The sequence below is a fragment of the Hymenobacter sp. HSC-4F20 genome (assembly GCF_019599275.1).
Lineage (GTDB): Bacteria > Bacteroidota > Bacteroidia > Cytophagales > Hymenobacteraceae > Hymenobacter.
The window spans coordinates 185,789-208,366 of sequence record NZ_JAHZTD010000003.1; the positions used below are offsets into that span (position 1 = coordinate 185,789).

Annotated in this window: 20 protein-coding genes; 4 read left to right on the plus strand and 16 right to left on the minus strand. The window is 57.2% G+C overall.

Annotated features, from left to right (window positions below):
• Positions 1–15: 15 nt before the first annotated feature.
• The 5 genes from obgE to K3G63_RS16845 form a co-directional block, all read right to left on the minus strand.
• Complete coding sequence (gene obgE, locus K3G63_RS16825) at positions 16–1,014, minus strand: GTPase ObgE (RefSeq protein WP_220615292.1); 999 nt, start codon at positions 1,012–1,014, stop codon at positions 16–18.
• A 209-nt stretch (positions 1,015–1,223) separates the two neighbouring features.
• Positions 1,224–1,847 carry an adenylate kinase gene (locus K3G63_RS16830; protein WP_220615293.1) on the minus strand — a complete coding sequence of 208 codons (624 nt, stop codon included), beginning with the start codon at positions 1,845–1,847 and terminating at the stop codon, positions 1,224–1,226.
• A gap of 119 nt (positions 1,848–1,966) precedes the next feature.
• Positions 1,967–2,506 (minus strand): hypoxanthine phosphoribosyltransferase, encoded by a 540-nt coding sequence (gene hpt, locus K3G63_RS16835; RefSeq protein WP_220615294.1) that lies wholly within the window; start codon positions 2,504–2,506, stop codon positions 1,967–1,969.
• Positions 2,507–2,607: 101 nt separating this feature from the next.
• Positions 2,608–4,818: a sodium-translocating pyrophosphatase gene (locus tag K3G63_RS16840; RefSeq protein ID WP_220615295.1), complete on the minus strand. Its 2,211-nt coding sequence runs from the start codon at positions 4,816–4,818 to the stop codon at positions 2,608–2,610.
• A gap of 196 nt (positions 4,819–5,014) precedes the next feature.
• Complete coding sequence (locus K3G63_RS16845) at positions 5,015–5,929, minus strand: M20/M25/M40 family metallo-hydrolase (RefSeq protein WP_220615296.1); 915 nt, start codon at positions 5,927–5,929, stop codon at positions 5,015–5,017.
• Between the two features lie 111 nt (positions 5,930–6,040).
• On the opposite strand from K3G63_RS16845, the gene K3G63_RS16850 reads away from it, so the two are divergent.
• Together K3G63_RS16850 and K3G63_RS16855 are read left to right on the plus strand one after the other, a co-directional pair.
• Positions 6,041–7,297 (plus strand): tol-pal system protein YbgF, encoded by a 1,257-nt coding sequence (locus K3G63_RS16850; protein ID WP_259404534.1) that lies wholly within the window; start codon positions 6,041–6,043, stop codon positions 7,295–7,297.
• A gap of 20 nt (positions 7,298–7,317) precedes the next feature.
• Positions 7,318–8,688, plus strand: a complete 1,371-nt coding sequence (locus tag K3G63_RS16855) for a hypothetical protein (RefSeq protein ID WP_220615297.1) — start codon at positions 7,318–7,320, stop codon at positions 8,686–8,688.
• On the opposite strand, the gene K3G63_RS16860 is transcribed toward K3G63_RS16855, so the two are convergent.
• On the minus strand, positions 8,640–9,707 hold the full coding sequence (locus K3G63_RS16860) for a glycosyltransferase (RefSeq protein WP_220615298.1): 1,068 nt from the start codon (positions 9,705–9,707) through the stop codon (positions 8,640–8,642). The genes K3G63_RS16855 and K3G63_RS16860 overlap by 49 nt on opposite strands.
• 195 nt (positions 9,708–9,902) lie before the next feature.
• Here K3G63_RS16860 and K3G63_RS16865 point away from each other — a divergent pair, with 195 nt between their 5' ends.
• Positions 9,903–10,844 (plus strand): glycosyltransferase family 2 protein, encoded by a 942-nt coding sequence (locus K3G63_RS16865; protein ID WP_220615299.1) that lies wholly within the window; start codon positions 9,903–9,905, stop codon positions 10,842–10,844.
• The gene (rffA, locus tag K3G63_RS16870; protein ID WP_220615300.1) at positions 10,841–12,007 is read left to right on the plus strand and encodes a dTDP-4-amino-4,6-dideoxygalactose transaminase; all 1,167 of its coding nucleotides are present in this window, start codon (positions 10,841–10,843) and stop codon (positions 12,005–12,007) included. The genes K3G63_RS16865 and rffA overlap by 4 nt, the downstream gene beginning before the upstream one ends.
• A 37-nt stretch (positions 12,008–12,044) precedes the next feature.
• Here rffA and K3G63_RS16875 read toward each other — a convergent pair whose 3' ends face one another.
• From K3G63_RS16875 to K3G63_RS16920, 10 genes are all read right to left on the minus strand, one after another.
• Positions 12,045–13,268 (minus strand): hypothetical protein, encoded by a 1,224-nt coding sequence (locus K3G63_RS16875; RefSeq protein WP_220615301.1) that lies wholly within the window; start codon positions 13,266–13,268, stop codon positions 12,045–12,047.
• Complete coding sequence (locus K3G63_RS16880) at positions 13,268–14,527, minus strand: glycosyltransferase (protein WP_220615302.1); 1,260 nt, start codon at positions 14,525–14,527, stop codon at positions 13,268–13,270. Before K3G63_RS16880 ends, K3G63_RS16875 begins: the two co-directional genes overlap by 1 nt.
• A 12-nt stretch (positions 14,528–14,539) precedes the next feature.
• The gene (locus K3G63_RS16885; protein ID WP_220615303.1) at positions 14,540–15,571 is read right to left on the minus strand and encodes a glycosyltransferase family 2 protein; all 1,032 of its coding nucleotides are present in this window, start codon (positions 15,569–15,571) and stop codon (positions 14,540–14,542) included.
• A gap of 185 nt (positions 15,572–15,756) precedes the next feature.
• Positions 15,757–16,875 carry a DUF563 domain-containing protein gene (locus K3G63_RS16890; RefSeq protein ID WP_220615304.1) on the minus strand — a complete coding sequence of 373 codons (1,119 nt, stop codon included), beginning with the start codon at positions 16,873–16,875 and terminating at the stop codon, positions 15,757–15,759.
• Between the two features lie 64 nt (positions 16,876–16,939).
• Positions 16,940–17,629: a DUF1919 domain-containing protein gene (locus tag K3G63_RS16895; RefSeq protein ID WP_220615305.1), complete on the minus strand. Its 690-nt coding sequence runs from the start codon at positions 17,627–17,629 to the stop codon at positions 16,940–16,942.
• An 80-nt stretch (positions 17,630–17,709) separates the two neighbouring features.
• On the minus strand, positions 17,710–18,669 hold the full coding sequence (locus K3G63_RS16900) for a glycosyltransferase family 8 protein (protein WP_220615306.1): 960 nt from the start codon (positions 18,667–18,669) through the stop codon (positions 17,710–17,712).
• 8 nt (positions 18,670–18,677) lie between these two features.
• Positions 18,678–19,706, minus strand: coding sequence for a glycosyltransferase (locus K3G63_RS16905; RefSeq protein WP_220615307.1), 1,029 nt, complete (start codon positions 19,704–19,706; stop codon positions 18,678–18,680).
• A gap of 65 nt (positions 19,707–19,771) precedes the next feature.
• Entirely contained in the window at positions 19,772–20,824 is a 1,053-nt protein-coding gene (locus K3G63_RS16910) for a glycosyltransferase (protein ID WP_220615308.1), read from the minus strand.
• 73 nt (positions 20,825–20,897) lie between these two features.
• Positions 20,898–21,833: a glycosyltransferase gene (locus tag K3G63_RS16915; RefSeq protein WP_220615309.1), complete on the minus strand. Its 936-nt coding sequence runs from the start codon at positions 21,831–21,833 to the stop codon at positions 20,898–20,900.
• A 41-nt stretch (positions 21,834–21,874) separates the two neighbouring features.
• Positions 21,875–22,519, minus strand: a complete 645-nt coding sequence (locus tag K3G63_RS16920; RefSeq protein ID WP_220615310.1) for a NeuD/PglB/VioB family sugar acetyltransferase — start codon at positions 22,517–22,519, stop codon at positions 21,875–21,877.
• Positions 22,520–22,578 lie beyond the last annotated feature (59 nt).

Genomic DNA, 22,578 nt, shown 5'->3' on the forward strand with positions numbered 1-22,578 from the left:
CCCGCCGGGCTTCTACTAGTCCTGAGCGTGCAGGGCCTGCCAGATCATGTCCTTCAACGGCTGAATGTTCTTGTTTGTGAGGCTGGAAATGAAAATGGTGGGCAAGTCGGTGGGTAGCGTCTGGCGGATTTCAGCTTCCAGTTCCTCGTCCAGCATATCAGCCTTGCTAATGGCTAGTAAGCGCTTTTTGTCGAGCAACTCGGGGTTGAACTGCTCCAGCTCACTGAGCAGCACTTGGTACTCGGCATTGATGTCGGGCGAGTCGCAGCTGATCATAAAGAGCAGAATAGAGTTCCGCTCCACGTGGCGCAGGAAGCGGTGGCCCAGGCCCCTTCCTTCGGCAGCACCCTCAATGATGCCCGGAATGTCGGCCATCACAAACGACTTATAGTCGCGGTAGGCTACTACCCCTAGGTTGGGCGTGAGGGTGGTAAAGGCGTAGTCGGCAATCTTGGGCTTGGCGGCCGACACAACGGAGAGCAACGTGCTTTTGCCCGCATTCGGGAAGCCTACCAGGCCTACGTCGGCCAGCAGTTTCAACTCCAGAATTACCCACTCGTCGATGCCAGGCTCGCCGGGCTGGGCGTAGCTGGGGGCCTGGTTGGTGGCCGACTTGAAGTGGTCGTTGCCGAGGCCGCCGCGGCCGCCGGGCGTGAGAATCAGGCGCTGGCCGTGCTCAGTAATTTCCAGCTTCTTCTCGCCGGTTTCCGCGTCGCGGGCAATGGTACCGAGGGGTACCTGCACGATGATGTCTTCGCCCTGAGCCCCGGTGCGCAGGTTTTCGCCGCCGTTTTCGCCGGGCTTGGCAATCAGGTGCTTCTGGTACTGCAGGTGTAGCAGCGTCCAGAGCTGGGAGTTGCCTTCCAGAATAATATGACCGCCCCGGCCGCCGTCGCCGCCATCGGGGCCACCGTTGGGCAGGCCCTTGGCCCGGAAGAAGTGGTGCGACCCCGCCCCGCCCCGGCCCGAGCGGCAGTTGATTTTGACGTAATCGATGAAGTTATTAGAAGCCACTGGTGTAGAATTAAGAATTAAGAATTGAGAATTAGGAATCGGAGCATTCCTAAGACCTGACTCCTAATCAGATGGTCTGAAAACAACTGTCATCCTGAGCGCAACGAAGGACCCCTACCTAACTCGTTGGAGGAAAGCAGTAGAGGTCCTTCGCTGCGCTCAGGATGACAGATAGTTCTGCCGCTACGAAAGCCGTAGCAGCGGCAAAGTTACGCTTTTACTTCGTCGGTAGCTTGGCGGCTGCCTTCCGTAGTAGCGGGCTGGTGCTCATCCAGGATGGCGCAGATCTGACTGAAGATATCCTCGATGGCCCCGATGCCATTCAGGGCGTGAAATTTCTGCTGCCCGGCGTAGTACCCGGCTACCTGCGCGGTTTCGGTGTTGTACACCGTTACGCGCTTGCGGATTTTTTCTTCGTTCTGGTCGTCGGGGCGGCCCGAGGTTTTGCCCCGCTCCAGCAGACGCTTCACCAATTCTTGCTCATCTACTTCCAGAGCTACCATGCAGGAAACGCCGGTGTCGTGCTGGGCCAGCAGCTGATCGAGGCTTTCGGCTTGGGGCACGGTGCGCGGGAAGCCGTCGAAGATGAAGCCAGCGGCTTGCTTGTTGGCTTTCAGGGCGCTGTCAATCATGCCGATTACTACCTCGTCGGGAACGAGCAAGCCTTCGTCCATGAGCTTTTTGGCGCGCAGGCCCAGCTCGGTGCCCTGGGTAATCTGGGCGCGAAGCAGGTCGCCGGTGGAGAGGTGAACCAGGTTATAGCGGGCAATCAGCTTCTGGCTTTGCGTTCCTTTGCCGGCGCCGGGAGGGCCGAAGAGCACGAGATTCAGCATGAGTAGCGGGGAGTTACGCGGGGAGGAGAAAATACGGGTGGTTTAGGCAATATAAGCAACGAAGAGGAAAGCCTTTACGGAGGCAGCGAATTTTAGCTGGCCTGACGGGCGGCCTTTTTCTACACGGCTTTGTACACGTCGGGGTAGTTACGGCCCAGCCCGTCGTAGTCGAGGCCGTAGCCCACGATGAAATCGTTCGGGATGCTCAGGCCCACGTAACGGATGGACAGCTCGTGCTGCAGGCACTCGGGCTTGAGAAACAGGGTAGCAACTTCCAGGGACGCAGGTTGCTTTTCGGCCAGCAGGTCAAGCAGGCGGCGCATGGTGTGGCCGGTATCCACAATGTCTTCCAGAATGATTACCGGGCGGCCTTGCAGCTCTTCCGTGAGGCCGAGTACTTCTTTTACTTCGCCGGTGCTGCTGGTGCCCTGGTAGGAGGCCACCTTGATAAAGCTTACTTCGCAGTCGAGGGTGATGTGCTTCAGCAAATCGGCCACGAACATAAACGAGCCGTTGAGCACTGCCACGAACAGAGGCGTCTGGCCGGCGTAGTCCTGGTTGAGGCGGGCGGCTACGGCCTGCACCGCATCAGAGAGTTGGGCAGCCGACAGGTAAGGCTCGAACTGCTTGTTATGCAGCGAAATATGGTCCGGGGTCATCCGTTTGGGGTTGGGCCGTAGGTGAGCGGGCGGGCAAAGGTAGTAGAAAAAAGCCGCCCTCCCGGTGAAGAAAGGCGGCTTAGGCGGTTGAGCTTACTGAATCAGCGGTTAAAAACGAGCGTCGGGCTTACCTGTGCTACCGCGTGGTGCTGCTCCGTTTTGGCTTCGCGAGTTTCCTTGCCCGATTCCAGAGTCAGGGCCCGCTCGGGGGCGGCAATGTGCGGGGCAATAACCAGCGACACAATGCTCATGAGCTTGATGAGGATGTTCATGCTCGGGCCGGAGGTGTCTTTGAACGGGTCCCCTACCGTGTCGCCGGTCACGGAAGCTTTGTGGGCATCGGAGCCTTTGTACTCCATTTTCCCATCAATCATTACCCCTTTCTCAAACGACTTCTTGGCGTTATCCCAGGCTCCGCCGGCATTGCTTTGGAACATGGCCATCAGCACTCCCGAAACTGTAACGCCGGCCAGCGTGCCGCCCAGCACTTCCGGCCCCATGGTAAACCCAATGATGACCGGCACGATAAGCGCAATGGCGCCCGGCAGCATCATTTCCCGAATGGCGGCCTGGGTGGAAATGGCCACGCACTTCTCGTACTCGGGGCGGCCGGTGCCCTCCATAATGCCCGGAATTTCGCGGAACTGGCGGCGTACTTCCTGCACCATGCTCATGGCCGCGCGCCCCACCGCCGAAATAGCCAGCGCCGAAAATATAAACGGAATCATGGCCCCCACGAACAGCCCACCCAGCACCCGCGCATCGCTGATGTCGATGGCCGAAATGTTGGCCGTGCCCATGAAGGCGGCGAACAGGGCCAGCGAGGTAAGCGCCGCGGAGGCAATAGCGAAGCCCTTGCCGGTAGCCGCGGTGGTGTTGCCCACGGCATCCAGGATGTCGGTCCTTTCGCGTACTTCCTTAGGCAGCTCGCTCATTTCAGCAATGCCACCGGCATTATCCGCAATGGGTCCGAAGGCATCAATGGCGAGCTGCATGGCCGTGGTAGCCATCATGCCGGCGGCTGCAATGGCTACCCCATAGAGGCCGGCACATTCAAAACTCAGGATGATGCCGGCCGCCAGCACAAGTATGGGTAGCACCGTGCTTTCCATGCCCACGGCCAGCCCCCCGATAACCGTGGTAGCGTGGCCCGTGCTGCTCTGGCGCACAATGCTGAGCACCGGCCGCTTGCCCATGGCCGTGTAGTACTCCGTGATAATGCTCATTAGCGTGCCCACTACCAGTCCGACTACCACGGCATAGAACACGTCCATGGCGTCGAAGGTGATACCCCGAATGGTCAGATCTTCCGCGGGTAGCAGCCATTGAATAATAAAGTAAGAAGCCACCGCCGATACCAGCACCGACACGTAGTTGCCCAGGTTGAGGGCCCCCTGCACGTTGCCACCTTCCTTTACGCGCACCATTAGAATGCCCACCAGCGAGGCGACAATGCCCATTCCGGCAATAACCATGGGTAGCAAAATGGGCGAAAGTCCCTGAAACTGGTCGCCGCGGGCTACTACCTCCCGGCCCAGCACCATGGTAGCCAGAATGGTAGCCACGTACGAGCCGAACAGGTCGGCGCCCATGCCGGCTACGTCGCCCACGTTGTCGCCTACGTTGTCGGCAATGGTAGCGGGGTTGCGGGGGTCATCTTCCGGGATGCCGGCTTCTACTTTGCCTACTAGGTCAGCGCCTACGTCGGCGGCTTTGGTGTAAATGCCGCCTCCTACCCTCGCAAACAGCGCAATACTTTCAGCTCCCAGCGAAAACCCGGTCAGCACTTCCAGGGCCGTTTCCATTTCAATGCCGTTAGCCGTGCCGCCCTTGCTCACCACAAACATCTGGTAGAACACAATGAAGAGTGACCCCAGCCCCAACACCGCCAGTCCGGCTACTCCCATGCCCATCACCGAACCTCCCGAGAAGGAAACGCTTAGGGCCTGGCTCAGGCTGGTGCGGGCAGCCTGGGCCGTGCGCACGTTGGCCTTCGTGGCAATTTTCATCCCAATGAAGCCAGCCAGCGCCGAAAACACGGCCCCAATCAGAAAGGCTATGACAATGACCGGACTCGATTTTTCGCCCGTGCTGCCCAGATAAAACAGGAAAGCTGAGGCAATGAGCCCGAAAAGTATCATCACCCGATACTCAGCTTTGAGAAAGGCAATGGCGCCATCGGCAATGTAGCCGGCAATGGTTTGCATCCGCTCATCACCGGCTGGTTGCCTACCCACCCAGCCCGAGCGAAGCCATGTGTACAGCAACGCCAGTACCCCAAGGGCCGGCACTACGTAGAGAATATTCATCATAAGCGGTGGGAGTAGGTTGAGGCGGTTGGAGAAGTGGACACTGGAAAAGAACGATTGGACGGGTAAAATAGAAGTTATTCCCTAATCCTCAAGCTATAAGCAGTATTCCTACTCGGGCTATATAACAAAACCCGGCCGGGGCAGCCGAGAAATACCTCCGCTGCCCCGGCCGGGCCAAGCAAGCTTACCAGACTGCTTATAGCTCCCGCATCAGCACCTGATACAAAGCCAGCATGCTGTCGATGTCGCGCTTATCCACGATTTCGTTGGGCGAGTGTACGTTGTCTTCCGGAGCGCCCACGAAGCACCAGTCCCAGGGCTGGGCGCCGTGCTGCAGTTCCTTGGCATCGGAGCCGCCGCTGCCTTCTACCTCCAGTTGGTGGGGAATGCCGGCCTGGTGGGCAATACGGCGGATGCGCTCCACGTAGCTGCGGCGCGGAATCAGAGAGTCGCGCAGAGAAATAGCCACCCCCTGCCCCGGGCGCACGCCCTCCGTTACCCAGGTAATGTCGGAAATCAGGGCCTGCCGCACGCCATAGGTTTCGTAAATGTAGCGGGCCAAGTAAGCCACCGAGCCGCCGCCGTGCTCTTCCCAACATGAGAAAGCGATGATGCCATCCTGTAGAGTTTCGCACAGGCGCAAGGCCGTCCAGACTCCCAGCCGGTTGTCAAGGTAGCAGCTTTGCACTGTCGTGTCAGTTTCACGGAAGTCGCAGCGGAACGTTAGCTCGGTGCCACGCTCAATCTCCCGGTGAAAATCGTAGCTCAGGGCGCCTGTATGCTCATCTACCACGAGGGTACACTCTATTTCCCCCTGCGAGTCGCGGCCTACGAGGGGGTAGCCGGTTTCGGCATCGGGCCCACCGATGCGCACAAGCTGCCGCCCGTAGCGGACGGTGAACCCAATGCTGTCCAGGTGAGCGAAAACCGCTGTTCTTGGCTTTCCAAATATCAGAATAATGCAATCCTGGAACTCTCCCCCCGCCACAATGGTTGGGCGGGTGCGCCATCCCGCCTGGTGCCGCTGAATGTAGTGCAGTAAGAATTCTGTCAGAGGAGTTTCGTTGCCGGAAGGGGCGGCTATCTGGCACAGGGCTTGTAAAAGCTGCATATGACGTATCTTATTTGTCCAAAACTAGGGCAAATGTTCTACTTTAGCAGTTGTAATAGGCGGCAGGGACTATTTCTTGACTTGTGTTTGACGCTGCAATTCGTTATTCCTATGGTTAAACGACTCCAATTTGTCCTGTTGCTCCTGCTCCTGCCCTTTGTAGGATGGGCCCAGCAACCCGACACCACCCGGCCGGCGCCCCTCCCGGACTCCGTGCGCCAGGTGCAATTGGACAACGTGGATGTAGCTCCCGGCGCTATCGATACCAAGGGGTGGCTGCTGATGGATAAGGACATCCAGACGGAGTTGGAGGGCGCGGTTTTCAACCTCTACAACTTTAAGTACGACAAGGCCGAGCGGCAGTTCCGCAGCCTGCGCCGGCGCTACCCCAACCACCCCATGCCCTACTTTCTGATGGGCCTGAGCACGTGGTGGAAGATTATGCCCTCCGGGATTCAGACCACCCAGTACGACAAGCTGTTTTTCGCTTACATGGATACAGCCATTACTAAGGGAGAAGAGCTGTATAAAGCGGATAATAAGAATTACGAAGCCTGCTTTTTTCTGGCTGCCGGTTATGGTTTCGATGCCCGCCTGCACGCCGAACGGCACGACTGGCGCAAAGCAACCGTGGGCGCCAAACGCTCCCTCGATTATCTGGATAAGAGCAAGGAAGCCAATGGCCTGAGTCCGGAGTTCCTGTTCGGACAGGCTCTGTTCAACTACTACGCCGTCTGGATTCCCGATAACTACCCGCTGCTCAAACCAGTGCTGCTGTTTTTTCCCAAGGGCAACAAGCAACTGGGGCTGCAGCAGTTGCGCAACGTTGCCGACAATGGCTTTTACGTGGGGCCGGAAGCGCGCGTGTTCCTGATGCGCATCCTCATGAATGAGGAAGACAAACCGGAGCAGGCCATGCCCATTGCCCGCTATCTGGCTACCACCTACCCCGACAATGGCTACCTACAGCGCATTTACGCCAATGCCTGCTTCCGTCAGGGCGAGTTCCGGGAGTGCGAGCGGGTCAGCCGCGACATTTTGGAGAAGCTAAACCAGGGACTGCCTGGCTACGAGGCAAATAGCGGCCGCTACGCCACGTATTTCCTGGGTTACCTGATGCAGAATAAGTACAAAGACTTCACGAAAGCCAAGGAGTACTATCAGCGCTGCATTGTATTTGCTGAAACCAACGGCGAGACCAAATATGGCTTCTACGTTTTTGCTAATCTGGCTCTGGCCCGCCTCGCCGACCGCGGCAAAGATGTTGCCGCGGCCCGCCGTTACTACAGCGTAGTGCTAGACAAATCCGACCACGACTCGGAACAATACAAGGAGGCCAAAGCGTACTTGAAGACGAAACGAAAGTAGGGACGGCCTGCGCGCACTGTATGGAACTCAAGGACCTCTTCTTAACTCCGCTTTACCTCGGGATTTTCTACGGAATAGCCTTTGCCGTACGGAAGCGCTTTACCAACCCACTCACCCGGAAATACTTTATCCCGGCTCTGTCGCTTAAGTTTCTCGGGGCCATTGGCCTGGGGCTGATTTATCAGTTTTACTACGGGGGCGGCGATACTTTCAATTACTACTTCCACACGAAAGTAGTGTACAGCGCTTTTAGCGACTCCTTCAGTACGGGCCTAAAGCTGCTCATGGGCCAGCACCCGCCAGAGGCGGATATGTTGCGCTACACCGGGCAGATGTATTGGTACGATGCCCCCACAGAATACGCTGTAATTCAGGTAGCGAGCTTTTTTGCGCTGTTTTGCTTTGACACCTATACAGTTATAGCGCTGTTCTTTGCCTTTACCAGCTTTTGCGGGGTGTGGGCTATGTACATTACGTTCGTGCGGCTTTACCCAACGGCTTATAAAAAGCTGGCTATTGCCGTGTTTTTCCTACCCTCCGTATTTTTCTGGGGTTCGGGCCTGATGAAAGACTCGCTCTGCCTGGGTGCGTTGGGCTGGGCTTTTTATGGTTTCTACCACGCCTTGATCCTAAAGAAAAACATTCCGACGGCCGTGGTGCTGGGCGCGCTGGGCGCTTACATTCTCTTGTCGGTGAAGGTGTACATTCTGCTGTCCTTTCTGCCGGCGGCGCTGCTGTGGGTCTTTAATGAAAACAACCAGCGGATAAAGTCGGCGGCGCTACGGATGCTGCTTAAGCCGCTGTTTCTGCTGCTGGGCGCCGGGGCCGGCTACCTGGGTGCTACGGGCCTAACCGCCGGCGACGAAAAGTATGACGTAGAAAAGATTGGCGAACGGACCAAAATCAACCACGAATACTTAACCTCATACGCAACCAGTGGCTCGGCCTACAACATTGGCGAGTTCGACGGCAGCCTGAGCTCGACGCTGAAAGTTGCCCCGCAGGCCATTGTGGTTTCTATCTTCCGGCCGTTTCTCTTTGAAGTACGCAACCCCGTCATGCTGCTCTCGGCACTGGAGGCCACCTTATTTATTTGGCTGACGGTGTCATTGTTTTACCGGACCGGGTTATTTAAGGGCTTGTCCTTAATTGCCGGCACACCCATTCTGCTTTTCAGCTTCCTGTTTGCCATTGTGTTTGCCATTGGGGTAGGTATCAATAGTGGCAACTTCGGCACCCTGGTGCGCTACAAAATTCCGCTGATGCCTTTTTACCTGGGGGCACTCTACATTATGCAGGCCAAGTCGCAGAAGAAGGTGCGCCCCCAGGGCCCGGTACGTCCTCAGTTAAACAATCCCAGAAAGTTGGGGCGGTTGGCTACCACCGAATAGCGCGCCACAATGGTAGCGCGGGCGGCCGTGCCCATGCGCGTACGCAGCTCGGGGTTCTGCAGCAACCGCCGCAAGGCGGCTTCCCACTCGGCGGGGGTAGTACAGATGTTGCCGTTCACGCCCTCTTCCACTACCTCTGTGTTCATGCCCACCGGCGACACCAGAGCCGGCTCTCCCAGGGCCATGTACTGTAGGGCTTTGAAAGCGCATTTTCCCTTGGCCCATAAATCATCTTCCAGCGGCATCAGTCCCACATGGAAGGTCAGCAAATCGGCTATTTCCGTTTCCTTGCGCCACGGTTGATACACTAAGCTGCGCAGCGGCAGGTTGGGCGGCTGATTGGAAATCACCCGAAATTCAAAATCAAACTCCTGCTCCAGCCGGGCCAGCACGGGCACTACCTGCTCGATGTACTTGAGGGTAGAATGAGTGCCCGTCCAGCCAATAACCAGCTTGCCCGGTACCTGCTGGTCGCGAACCTGGTTGTGCAGGTGCTCCGTGTCAATGGTAGTAGGGTTAATAACGGCGTTCGGGTTGAACTGCCGAGCGTAGTCGCGCAGGTAGGCGTTGCCGCAGCTTACCTTGTAAGCCCAGCGGCAGATGCTGCCCACCTTATGGTGCCATTTCACGCCGGCTACGATCTTATTGGCTTCCGAGGTATTGGGAATCCAGATGGCGTCGTCGAAGTCGTAGATAATCTTCTTGCCCAGCACCTTAGCAATCAGCCACTCAAACACCGGCGGCCCGATGGGAGAAGCCTCGCGATGAATAAAAATGTAGTCGTACTTCGGTACTGAAAACAGCAGCAGGAAACGGCGCAGGAACCCGGCCAAAATACCCATGGCCTTCTGAACCTGATGCCCCGGCTTGTAGAGAATAGCCCAGGTAGCATCCGAAATAAAGGACGCTACGTGGTACTCAATACCCGAGGCCCGCAGGAAACCAAAGTACTGCTCAAAGCGAAACCGCTGGGAAGGCGCCTTGCCTGTCGGATACGGAACCAGAAAAAGAATACGCATAGCAAGAAGAAGTCGGGCCGCGGGCTAACAGACTGTACAGCGGTGAGTAGAAGCCGCAAAGGTACGGGAACTACTGCCGCTGACACCAGCCTGCGGGTGTAATAGGGCACAAGCAATGTCCCTCCTTAGTATCTTTGGTGATTATCTGCTGCGTGGGCTTGCCTGTACTACCCCACATTTACTACGCTCCCACCTATGCCTGTTAGTCCGTCTGCTCCGCTGCTTTCCGTAGTTAGTCCTGTGTATCAGGCAGAGCAAGTTCTGGACGAGCTGATCGGGCGCCTGGAAGTAACCCTAGCCGCGCTGCCGGGCTCTTATGAAATCATTCTGGTGGATGATGGCAGCACCGATGCCAGCTGGGCCAGCATCTGCCGGCACGCAGCCCGAGCGCCGCAGATACGCGGCCTGCGGTTGTCGCGCAACTTCGGCCAGCACCACGCCATTACGGCGGGCCTCGATCAGTGTCAGGGCGAGTGGGTAGTAGTGCTGGACTGTGACCTGCAGGACCAGCCTGAGGAAATTACCCGCCTGTGGGCCAAAGCCCAGGAAGGATACGATGCCGTGTGTGCCCGCCGCGGCAGCCGCACCGATTCCGCCTTCACCGTATGGCGCGCCCGCGCGTTCTACGCGGTGCTTTCCTACCTCACCGGTCAGGCTCAGGAACCCGAGGTCGGCAACTTCGGCATCTACCACCGCCGCCTGATTGCCACCGTCCGGCAGCTGCGCGAAAGTACCCGCTACTTTCCCACCATGGTCCAGTGGTCGGGGTTTCGCCAAACCACCCTGCCCGTGCAGCACGGCCGCAGCGGGCGGCCTACCTCCTACTCCCTGGGCCGGCGCCTGCAGCTGGCCCTCGATATTATGCTCTCCTACTCCGATAAGCCCCTGCGCCTGGCGGTGTACTTTGGCTTGCTGCTCGCCGGGGTAGCTTTCGGGTTGGGAATGATTATGCTGATCCGGGCTCTGCGCGGTCAGATTATCGTGCTGGGCTACGCCAGCCTGATCGTGTCGCTGTGCTTTTTTTCGGGCGTGCTGATTACCGTACTAGGGGTAGTAGGTCTGTACGTGGGTAAAACCTTTGAAGGCGTGCGGGCGCGTCCGCTGTATGTTGTAGCCGAGGGCACCCCGCTCGTATGATTCCGTCGCCGCTTCCCCCCGATTTCATCCCGTTCAACAAGCCGTACCTAGTTGGGCCTGAGTTGAAATACATTGCCGAAGCCGTGGCGCTGGGTAAGCTGTCGGGCAATGGCATTTTTACCCAACGATGTCAGCAGTTTTTTGAGCAGGTGTATGGCTTTCGGAAGGCACTACTGACGACGAGCGGCACGGCGGCCCTAGAAATGGCTGCTCTCCTGCTTGATCTGCAGCCCGGCGACGAGGTTATTCTACCCTCCTTTACGTTTACTTCCACGGCCAACGCCTTTGTGTTACGTGGAGCTCGTATTGTGTTTGCTGATAGCCTGCCCTACCATCCCAACCTTGACTGCTCGAAGGTTGCGAAACTGATCACGCCCCGGACCCGCGCCATTGTGCCGGTACACTATGCCGGCGTAGCCTGCGACATGGCGCCTCTGCTGCACCTGGCGCAGAAACACAATCTGTGCCTGGTGGAAGATGCTGCGCAGGCCATCGAGAGTACCTACCAAGGCCAGGCCCTGGGCTCGATAGGGCAACTGGCCGCGTTTTCCTTCCACGAAACAAAAAACATCATTGCCGGGGAAGGCGGGCTACTGGCCATTAATAACCCGGCTTTTGCCGAGCGCGCCGAAATCCTGTGGGAGAAGGGAACCAACCGGGCCGCCTTTTTCCGGGGTGAAGTGGCGCGCTACCAGTGGGTCGACATTGGCTCGTCTTACTTGCCGTCCGAACTTATTGCAGCGTATCTGTGGGGGCAATTGGGGGCGCTGGAGTCGATTCAGCAGCGGCGCTATCAGCAGTGGCAGCGCTACTACGAGGCCCTGCAGCCGCTGGCCCGCCAGGGCTGCTTCACGCTGCCCTTCGTCCCCGACTACGCCCGCCACAACGCCCACATCTTCTACCTGCTCTGCACCAGCCTCGAGGAGCGGGACGCGCTGATTCGGCACCTGGGCCAGCACCGGATTCTGGCCGTGTCGCACTACCAGCCCCTGCACGCCAGCCCATTTTACCGCGCGCGGCACGACGGCCGGCCCCTGCCCCACGCCACGGCCCACGCCGAGCGCCTCGTCCGGCTACCGCTCTACTACGAGCTGAGCCTACCCGAGCAGCAGCAGGTTATTGCGGCGGTACAGAGCTTTTACCTGGGGCCTTGCGCGCGTTAGAGCACGGGAAAACCGCCCGCTGGCAAGCAAAAGCCCGTTACAGCTGCTCGAAAATTGTATCGACGGTCGGCAGGTACTGACTCAGGCCCCGGTACTCGATGCCCGCCTGGCGGCATTTTTGGCGCAGCGCCTCTTTGTCGGCCGCCAGCAGCTGTTCTACCTGCGGATATACCCTGGCTGCCTCCGCCTGCGTAAAGCCGCTCACGACCACGCCCACGCCGTACTTTTCAGCCACCAGATCATCTTCCGACACGCCGGCGCACACCAGATACGGCAGGCCGCAGCACAGGTACTCCCCCACTTTAATGGGCGAGCGGAATTTCTGGGACGGCTGCGACGGGACGGCCACCACCCCGAAGTCGGCGGCGGAAATGTAGTCCTGCACCTGCTCGTAGGGGCTGCGCGTGATGGTGTAGCTGGTTTCGGGCAAGCCTTCGGCCTGCATCAGCCCGGCAATGTGGGCCGGGGCATCGGGCGACACAATCAGGAAAAAGAGGTCTGGATTCTGCCGGTAAAATTCCCGGAAGAGCACCGCTATTTCCCGGTCGTAGTATATGCCGCCAAACTTGCCCAGGTACAGAATGACCTGCTTGCCGGCCGGAATGTTGTACTTGGCCCGAATCCGGGTCCGGCCTTCGGGTCGGAAGAAAATCTTGTTTTCGTCGATGCAGCTGGGCAGCTTATACACCTTGGCCGGCGTGCCCCACTCCTGCATCCGCCGCACCATATGCACTGTGCCGGTCGAGAGAATATCGGCGTGCATTCCGCTGAGGCGCTCCATGTAGTGCAGCCCCCGGTACGCCAGGCTCGATTCGGGCCATACGTTGCAGTCGAGCATAAATTCGCTGTGGGGCTCGTACTGGTAGCCGTAGTAGCGCAGCCCCAGCACCTTGGCCATCATGAAGGCAAATGAGCCCGCCACCGTACCTAGCCCCCCGATGCTACGCGCGCCCACCCCGATTCGTAGCTTGAGTACCAGCAGGAACCCCACCAGCAGATCGTAGGCTTTCTTGAGCAGCTTAAAACTGCCCGAATGCCATTGGAGCGGGTGCCACTCAATGTTGTATGTCGCCAGATCGGCCCGCACGCGCGCGGCCTGCTCTTCGCTCAGGGCGTAATCCTGCTGCTCGTAGGTGATAAGGTGCAGCCGCAGGTCGGGTTGCTGCCGGCCGACGTGCTGCAGAAACAACAGCAGATTGCCCTTAAACAACGGGTCGTTAAAGCTATTGTAGACGTAGATAATGACGTGGCGCAGTTTCATTATGTGCTTGGTTGGTTGAGCAGAGCTTCCCACTGCTGCATAATCTTGCCGGGAGCAAAATCCTGCACCCGGCGGTGCGCTTGCGCGGCGTAATACGTACGTTTCTCCTGGTCGGCCAGCAGTCCGGTCAGGGTAGCGGCCCACACGGGCGCGCTTTGGGCCAGGGCCGGCCCCGCGCCCAGCAAAGGCAGCAGCAAGCCAAACTCGGCCCACTCCGGCGCGCGGGCATAGTCGCTGGCCGGAGTTTGGGGCGCCAGAATCTCGCGTGGGCCCGTGGGACAGTCGGTCGAGGCGACGGGCACGCCGCAGGCCATGGCTTCGCAGAGCGCCATCGGGAAACCTTCGGTGGATGAGGAAAGCAGCGACACCGACGCCCGGGCAATGTACTGAAACGGGTTGCTCTGAAAGCCCAGGAAATACACGTCGTAGTCGGCCGTCATGGGTGCTTCGTTCCACACCTGCCAGGCGCGCAGCCCCAGCTCCTGGCAGCGCTGCAGCAGCTCGGCGCGCAGGGGCCCGTCGCCGAGCAGCACCAGCTTGGCCGTGTGCTGCCCGCCGGCGCGCATGGTGCTGAGCACTTCCAGCAGGGCCGTCTGATTTTTTTCGCGGGCCAGGCGGCCGGCCGTAATCAGCACGAGGTGAGCATCAAACAGCTTTTGCTCGACGGGCAGCAGCGGCTCCTGACTACGGCGCCGGATGCCGTCCACGTCGAAGAAGTTGTTGATGGTCTGCACTTTCTGCGGAGCCAGGCCAAATACGTCAATCAGCTCCTGGCGCAGGTCGCGGCTCACCGGCACGATGCGGTCGGCGGAGCGGTAGAGGAAGGGCATCAGCAGGCGGCGGCGCACCCAGCCCAGCGCGCCCCGGATGTTGGGGTCGTGGCGCTTGGAGTTGTGAATGCACAACAGCACCTGCTCGGGGCCTTTGCTGAGCAGATTCAGGTAGTCGGCGCCTTCCAAGTGACTGATGCACACGTCGATGCGGTGCTCGCGCTTGAGCTGCTTCACCCGCCGAATGCGGCCCACGAAGCTGCGCAGCTTGCCGACCAGGCCCGTGCCGGCGGGCACATCCAGGGCCACCAGGGTATTGGAGGTGGGAAAGGCGACTTCCGTGCTACTGTCGAACACGCACTCGACCACGTGGTGGTGGCGGGCCAGCTGCTGGCCGTGGTCATGAAAAACCCGCTCAGCCCCGCCGTAGGTGAGCTGAGGAATGAGCAGCAGAATGTTTTTACGCGCGGGCGTCGAAGAGTTCGTCATACTTCTGGCGTCTTACAAATGCCGCAGCACGTAGCTTTTCAGCAGAAATTTACCTTGCAGCTTGGCCGGCACCTGGTGGTGCTGCGCCAGGGGCTGGCGCCGGTATTCGCGCAGGGAGTTGACGCGCTTATCCGGGTTGAGGTAGCAGGTCAGAAACCACCGCTCGGCCACGCAGCGCAGCATGGCATCGGGGTCAGCGTAGCGGCGCGTCTGGTTGAAGGTGTGAATCTTCCAGAGCCAGGCGTGCACTTCGGCCAGGGTAATGTCGCCGAGGGTGAAGGGGAAATACGATATGGTGTTGTGCACGTGCAGTTCCCGCTCGGAAAAGGAAATGCCGAACACGCGCAGCTGCCGCTCCCGAATCTGGTTGGACTTGGCGTTGCGCCGGGCGTGCACATCGGCCTTCAGCGTCTGGGGCAGGGTGCGGTAGTGCAGCAGAATATCGGGCTGATTAACGATGTCGGTGACCTGCGCCAGGCGGGCTATAAACTCGTAGTCTTCGCCGAAGGTGTCCTGAATCGTGTCGTCGTAGCGCAGGCCGTGCTCCTGTAGCAGGGAGCGGCGGAAAAAGGCCGTAGGGTTGGCCACCGGCATGTTAAACAGCATGAAGCTGCGCACCGCATCGGCCGACAGCGGGTAATCATACACGATATCCGACTCGCCGAAGCACTTCATGAAGCTGCTGGTGAGGCCCACCGTGGGGTTCTGCTCCAGAAAATCGACCTGCTTCTGCAGGCGGTGCGGCAGGGCAATGTCGTCGGCGTCCATCTTGGCAATGTACTTGCCACGGGCGTACTCGGCCCCGTAGTTGTCGGTAAAGGAGCGCCCCCGGTTTTGCTCGTTGGCCAGCACCGTCACGCGCGGGTCGGTTTCGTAGCTGCGGGCCACGGCCAGGCTTTCATCCCGGGAGCAGTCGTCCACGATGATCAGCTCGAAGTCCTGAAAGGTCTGCTGCAGAATACTATCAATGGCAGGCCGCAAATATTCCCCGGCATTGTAGACGGGGATAATCACGGAAACGAGCGGCGTCTTTGTGGTAGGCATAATAGCGCAAAGGTACGGTGCCCGGCGCAATAACCCGATTCGGCACCCGCCTCGCCTGCCTGCCGCCTTAAAGCGCAGTACATCCGTCAGCCCTTACCGACGAGCTGGCGGCGCCCCGTTACCACCAGGCGTATGCCTTGGCAGTCATATTGCGCACAGCCCACTATCCCTGGCACCGAAGTCGGCTACTCGGAAAGCGCAGACAGTAGCACCGAATCCAGCTCTGCGGTATCGACTACTACGTCAACCTGGTTATTAACATCACCGGTGGCCGAGCGACAGGTAGAAGCGTAGTAGGAAATGTTGAAGTAGGAAGCTAGAAAGAAGTAGAACAAGTATTTTTCGGAGTCCAGATTAATGAGCTCTATTACTTTGGCTGTCGGCTGCAGAAACATCAGGTTAGTCAGGTTGGCACCATGCAACCCGACCAATACTGCCGTTTCCTGCATCAAAGCCATTTGCTCCTTAAAGCTCAGGTCTTCAAAGAAAACTGTTTCGAAGCCATGCTTTTTTAATACCTGTTCAACCGCCACCTCATTCGACACTCGGCGCACAGCCTGCTTTGCGCGCGAGACATAAATGCGGCGGTGCGGCAAGCGGTTTGGCTTATCGAGTGCGCGCAATAATTCGTTCCGCACCGTAGTCAGGCTAAAATCTCCCTGTCCGGCCGTCGTATCCTCAAGTGACATTACCAGATAAGGCACTTTTTCCGGAACAAGCAAAGACTTTACCCTCGCTATTTCATCCTTTTTAATGGGAATAAGCTTCTCAAATCCCAGCAGCGAAGTGGTAACCTTGATAAAGGAAGGAGTTGGGTCGGGCACCAGCAAGCTGATGTTCGGGTAGTATTTGCGCAGGGCCAATAAGCGGGGCAGTGATTCTACAAGCCAATGGTAATAATTCTGGGCCGACCAGATATCATATACCAAGGCGGCTTCGTCGTAGCGCCGCACTTTATTCTGCTGTAGCCACTGTTTCAGTAAAAAACTATCCCGAAAGAATACGTCGACATCAGGCGACATCTCAGGCTTGAACAGCCTGAAGTTATTAAACATAGCACCATGCCAGGAGACATTGGCATTTGCAATTGTATACAGATGCAAAGCTGGCAGCGTTGTCGGGGCCTCATCAGCCATTTTTTGATAATGCGCCGCAACCTCTTCGGGCATTGAGCCAATATTACCGGGCAGAGTATAGCGATGCGCAGGAACCTCCGGAAACGTGTTGACCACCGTAGTTGCTTCCCAGGCAGGCAAAACTTTAGACAGCTTGGCTATCGAAAAATCAATTACTTTCTTTAGCATGAAACGCTACAAAAGAAGATTTGCGTGAAATCAGATAACCTCATGGCAAACAATATATACTTCACTACTGACCTACCCCGAGTAATTTGTGCATAATCCAACTTGCCAGTGTAAACCTTGGATTCCCCGTGTTAATCCAGTTTACCAAATCATAATCGGGCATTGAATTCTGGAACATGTGTGCTCCATTGGTCGTGTAGCGGCTTACGACTATGGCATCTTTCACGGTGGGCACAGGCTCTTTCACCAGCAGCAAACGCCGATAAGGCATCTGCTCAAATTCCTGTAGCAGTTCCGGCGTTGCCCCATCTTTGCTGCCGTCGAATTTTACCAGCAGATTATCCCAGTTGATACGCGCGACCCGGCGCTGCCACTTTTCCCGGGCTTCCTCTACAGAATGATAGTGCAGAAAGCTGACTTCAACCTTACCGCCTAGCGTCGCTAGCGGATAGGGATTTGTCTGGCGAATCTTATTGATTTCCTGGTAGCGGGAAGTTTCCTGAAAAACCAAGTCCTGTGCTATATAATACTTTGGATTGCGCAGAAATTCCACATAGCACGGGGCCATTAGGAATAAGCCGATGAAAGGCGTATTGAACGGTAAAGACAAATACTTATATACTTCGGCGCCCCAGCAGTCATTAGAAAATACTGTAAAGTCCTTGTTACGAACCAGGCGCATCTGCCGGCGTCTTGCCTCAAACCGGCGTTTACCAGAAATGCGACTTGCTATTTTATCAACGACTGGCAGCATGGCACTTGTCTTTTATTGAATGAAAGCAGCCCTTAATTTGACATGAAAAGTTTTACATCCCAGCTTTGGCAACAAACAATTTACTTCCGATGTCGTCCTAATACTAGAGCAGGATAATCAATTGCCCATTCACTGAGTCGTATCTCAATCATTTTTCGAATTTTGTGCCTATTCCACGTAAAATTGTCGTACCGTCGACGATACTTCCTAGGCACTTTATCGAGGTAAGCAAAATAGGTATTGCGCAGCTTGTTCTCGCCGAGCATGGCCCAGGGCTTATGCTGCGTCGTGAAATGCAGAACAACTACATTTTGCAGGAACTGCCGCAGTTGCTTACGCGGATGCTCGTGCGGAATGTCATGATACATTGTGTTGAACCGGGTATCCAGCTTCACCCAACTTTCCAGCAGTACTGCGTTCAGGGCATCCTGATCGGGATAAACTAATTTATCGGCATTCTTGCCGATAAAGTCGAGCACTTTGGCGGTGATTTCCCTTTTCTGCCACTCAACCCGGTCAATAAGCAGCACTCCCGAATTAAAGTAGGAGTTCGGTTTAACAATGCCCAGCTCCGGTCTGCTATCAACAAAATCGCGCACGGCCGCTACCGGCAGGCCCTGCATCGGAGTATCGAACAGCGTCTGTAGCTGGCCCAATACAATGATGTCGGTATCGAGGTAAATAAACTTCTCTACCTCCGCCGGCAAGAGCACCGGAAACATCAGCCGATAATAAATGGAAGCCGTCCACCAAAGAGTTGGCGGCAGCACAAAGTCGCTGGCAAAACTCTCTTCGAGCGTATAAAAGCTGATACTGCTGGAATAGCCCGCGCAATAGTGTTGTAATTCTTCCCGCTGCAAGGCCGTCAAGCCCGTTTCAATAGCGTGGACTACAATACGATTGTGCGCATTATTGAGGAAGATCGAAGTAAGCAGCACATACACCGGCGTCACATAGTTCTGATCGAAAGCTATGGCGACGTGTATGCTTGCGCTATTGGTTCGCACTGGTGGCTGGTTTCCTTCGGCTTTCCCTGACACGGCTCGGATTATTTGTTGGCAAGTCGGTTGCGAAGCTCACTGATCTGGTGAAATACGCGCACAGCTTCTTCGCGCTGCTTCACCGAGGTCTGGAAATTATAGAACAACCGAAGCGTTTCGAAATTGCTGAGTATGCCCTCCTGCTGCCGGCGGAACGCAGCGTTCAATAAGTTGCCGGGCTGCTTGGCCATCTGCAGGGCCAGCCAGACCAGGCGCTTGTTGTACAGCTGACGAAACTTGCTTTCCGTCAGTTCCGGGTGGCGGAAAATGAAGTAATACACGATGCTCGTCAGCTGGGAAGAAGCGGTGCCCTGCCCTATCCGCAGCAGATAATTCCAGGTCAGGCGCTCCTTGAACATGAAGTGCTTGAAGCGCAGCCGGTCATCGTACCAGAGCTGGTAGCCGGCCAGCTGCAGTGCGTCGCCCAGCTCCACATCCTCCCCGCTCACGATGATTTTGCCGCGCTTGGTGGAGGTTGTAAAGCGAAAGCCATGATCCAGCAGCTTTTGCCAGGCCGATTTGCGCACGACCGAGCCGGCCCCGTACAAATAGCCTTCGTGCGCTGGCAACGGGCCGCTTTTGCCCCCATTCTGGGGCCCAACGGCATACACTGCCTGAAAGGTTTCAAACCAGGCGGGAGGCGGCACTTCAAACATTCCTTCCGCGTGAGCGCCCAGCACCCCGATTTCCGGATGCGCGCTCATTATCTCATCTACCAGGGTCAAGTAGTTGGGCGCTATCCAGTTGTCATCATCAATGATAACAATGTTCTCGTAGGCCGCCTCGTTGAACCCGCGGATCAGCGCGTTTTCCTTGCCTGCTACCGGCTCTTCGAGTACGCGGAACGGAACCTGAATATGCAGGGTCTCGCGCAGGCTATGGGCTACCTCAATCGTGTTGTCCGAAGAGGCATTGCTGATAATGAGTACTTCCCACGCTATGGCATTACTCACCTGCTGGGCCGCCACATGCCGGAGCGTATCGGGCAGGCGCGTAGCACCATTGTGCGTGCAGATAAGAAAAGTTATTCCGTTCACCTTGCAAAAATCAAAATTTAAAAATCATTCTGCCCCGAGCGACAGAATGTCTGGAATGACGCGCTCTACTTGTCCAGCTGGTGCAGGCGGGCAATGAAGGCGGCTACCAGCTCGTAGCTCTTGTCGCCCGTAAGCTCCTTTTTTACCAACGTCTTAAACTGCTGCCAGTAAAAGCTCGTTCGGATAGCCGAAGACTCTCCCTCCCGAAAACGCTCGTTGTTTTTGAGCATCTTATTCAGCGCAACAACTGCGTATTGCAGGGAGAACTTAGCATTCCTCAGCCAGATCAGCGGCTTGTTGCCCGACGAGTTTCCCTGCATGGCCCGGATGTAGTCCAGGTAAGGGCGCAGGGCGGCTTCCGACTCGGCATTACCCGCAAAGATGCGCTGCACGTAGTTCCAATTCAGGCGCTGCGCCGGAATGAAATGCTCAAACCGAAGCCGCTCGTCGTACCAGATTTTGTAGCCGGCCAGCACGAAGGCATAGCACATTTCATTGTCCTCACCGGAGGTGAGTTTGTCGCCGTGCCGGCCCATCAGCATCGATTTGAAGCCAGCCTGGTGAATTTTCTGCCAAGCCGCTTTGCGTACCACGCAGCCGGCGCCGTATACGTAGCTGGGGTGGCGCGTAATGTCGCCCTGCCGATCGGCCTGCTTATCGGCGGCATAGATAACGGCAAATTCGGGAAACCAGGCCGGAGGCGTTATTTCACACACCGGGCGGCCGATTCCGCCCAGAGCGGCTATCTGCTTATCCGCTTCCATTACCTCCCAGGCCAGGGTCAGGTAGTTGTCTTCGAGCCAGTTGTCGTCATCGACGATGCACACGTACTCGTAACGTGCCGTGGCAAAGCCCAGCTCCAACGCGTTGCTTTTGCCGCTTTTGCCCTCATACAGCAGCTGGTAGGGAAACGGGAAATTCAGGGCCGCAAATTCGGCCGCCGCCACCTGAGACGTTGCATCCGTTGAGGCATTATCAACCAGCAGAACCTCAACCGCCAATACCGCCGGATTGATTTTTTGGCGGGCCAGGGCCTGTATGGTTTCCCGGATGCGGGACGCGCTATTGTAGGTACAGATGAGTACCGTTATACCTCGTTCTTGTTGAGCTGTTTCCATACAATTGCAAGCGGGGTGGTGCAGCGGCGTGGTTGAAACAGACGCCGATGTTACTGTGAAAGCGGTTAGGGGTTTATTTTTTGTACCACTGGTACACCAACTGCTTTATGTGACCGATGGTATTTCGTGGGCCGCCTACTGAAATACCCTTGTAGTAGTTGTAATAGCTGCTCCACGCGTGGCCGCTTTCCTTGAGCCGTTTGCTTTGGTCGAGGTACAGCCACTCCAGAAAGCCGTTGAAGCGGGCGTGGTACTGCGGATCAACCATCTGCTTGTAATAGCCGGTTTCGAAGATCTGCTTCTTGTTGCGGGCAATAATTCTGTCGTTCTGCGTGGCCGACATAATGCCGCCGGCATGCAGCCGGTAGCGCGACATCACATCGGGCAGATAGTAAATATTCCCGGTGCGAGTCAGCAACAAGTGCAGGGAATAGTCGCCACTAAAGGCATTTTTCACCCAGGCTGGAATAGGAAACAGCGCGGAGCGTCGGAAGACCATCGAGGCCGTCGGGATAAACCAGCCGTGCAGCGCAATGTCGCCCTGCGTAAACTCGTGCTCGGTGGTCGGCAGGATGGTGGAGAACTTTTCGCTGAACAGCCGTGGCGGAATGGAGTTGTCATCCATAAATTCCTCCGCATCATGAATGCAGGTGGTGCAGCCCGGATGCCGCTCCAGAATATCAACCTGGCGCTGCAGCTTGTGCGGGCTGGTCCAGTAGTCGTCACCCTCCAGCAGGGCAATATATTTGCCAGTGCACGCTTCCAGAGTACCCAGGAAATTGCCCATTACCCCCAGATTCTTCTCCGGCAGCAGTAGCCGGATACGGTCAGGATACCGGCGTTGGAAGTCCAGCGCGATTTGCCGGGTAGAATCCGTCGAACAGTCCTCGCCAATGACCAGCTCAACCGAGAAGTCCGTTTCCTGCATCAGAACTGATTCGATGGCCTGGGCCAGGAATTTTTCGTGATTGTAGGTTATACAGCAGACGCTTAGCGTGGGCGTGGGCATAGGGTAAGGGTTTTTAAAAACAACCAGGCTGATACTGCAACCTACAGGGATTCAGTACCAGCATTCCGCCGCACTACTCGGCCAGGCACGCCAACGACCGTAGCCCCCGCCGGTACATCCTGAATCACGACGGCACCGGCTCCTATCCGCGCCCCTTCGCCTACCACTACTCGGGGTAGTACAGTAGCGTTGGCACCTACCAGCACCAGATCGTGCAACTGACAGCCGCCGAGAATGCGGGCCCCGGGTGATATCTCGCAGTATTCCCCAACCGTTACGTTGTGGTGAATCGCGGCCCCGGCATTTACCAGCGTACCCTCGCCCAGCTGCGTGGCGTTTGAGATGAGGGCGTGATGCATCACATTTAGGCCGGGGCCCAGGCTTACCTCGTAGCGGCCGATCTGGGCGGTTGGGGCAATAACCGACGTCAGCACTCCGCCCAGACCAGCCATTTTTTGCGCTAGTAGCTTGCGCAGCTTGCCACCGCCCAGGCCCAGCACAAACGCTGGATCCTGCGCGAACAGCCGCGCTACTTCGTCCAGGCTACGCAGCACCGGATACCGACCAAACAGTTGGGGCTCGAGGTCAGGAGTTACGTCGTCGAAGAAAAACAGCTGCGCATCGGACGATTGCCGCAGGCATTCCAGCACTTCTATGGCGTGCCCCCGGGCACCTACTACCAGCATATGATCGTTTGTTAAACTTCAGAAAATCCGGCGTTGCAAGACCGCACCGGGCAGCGGTT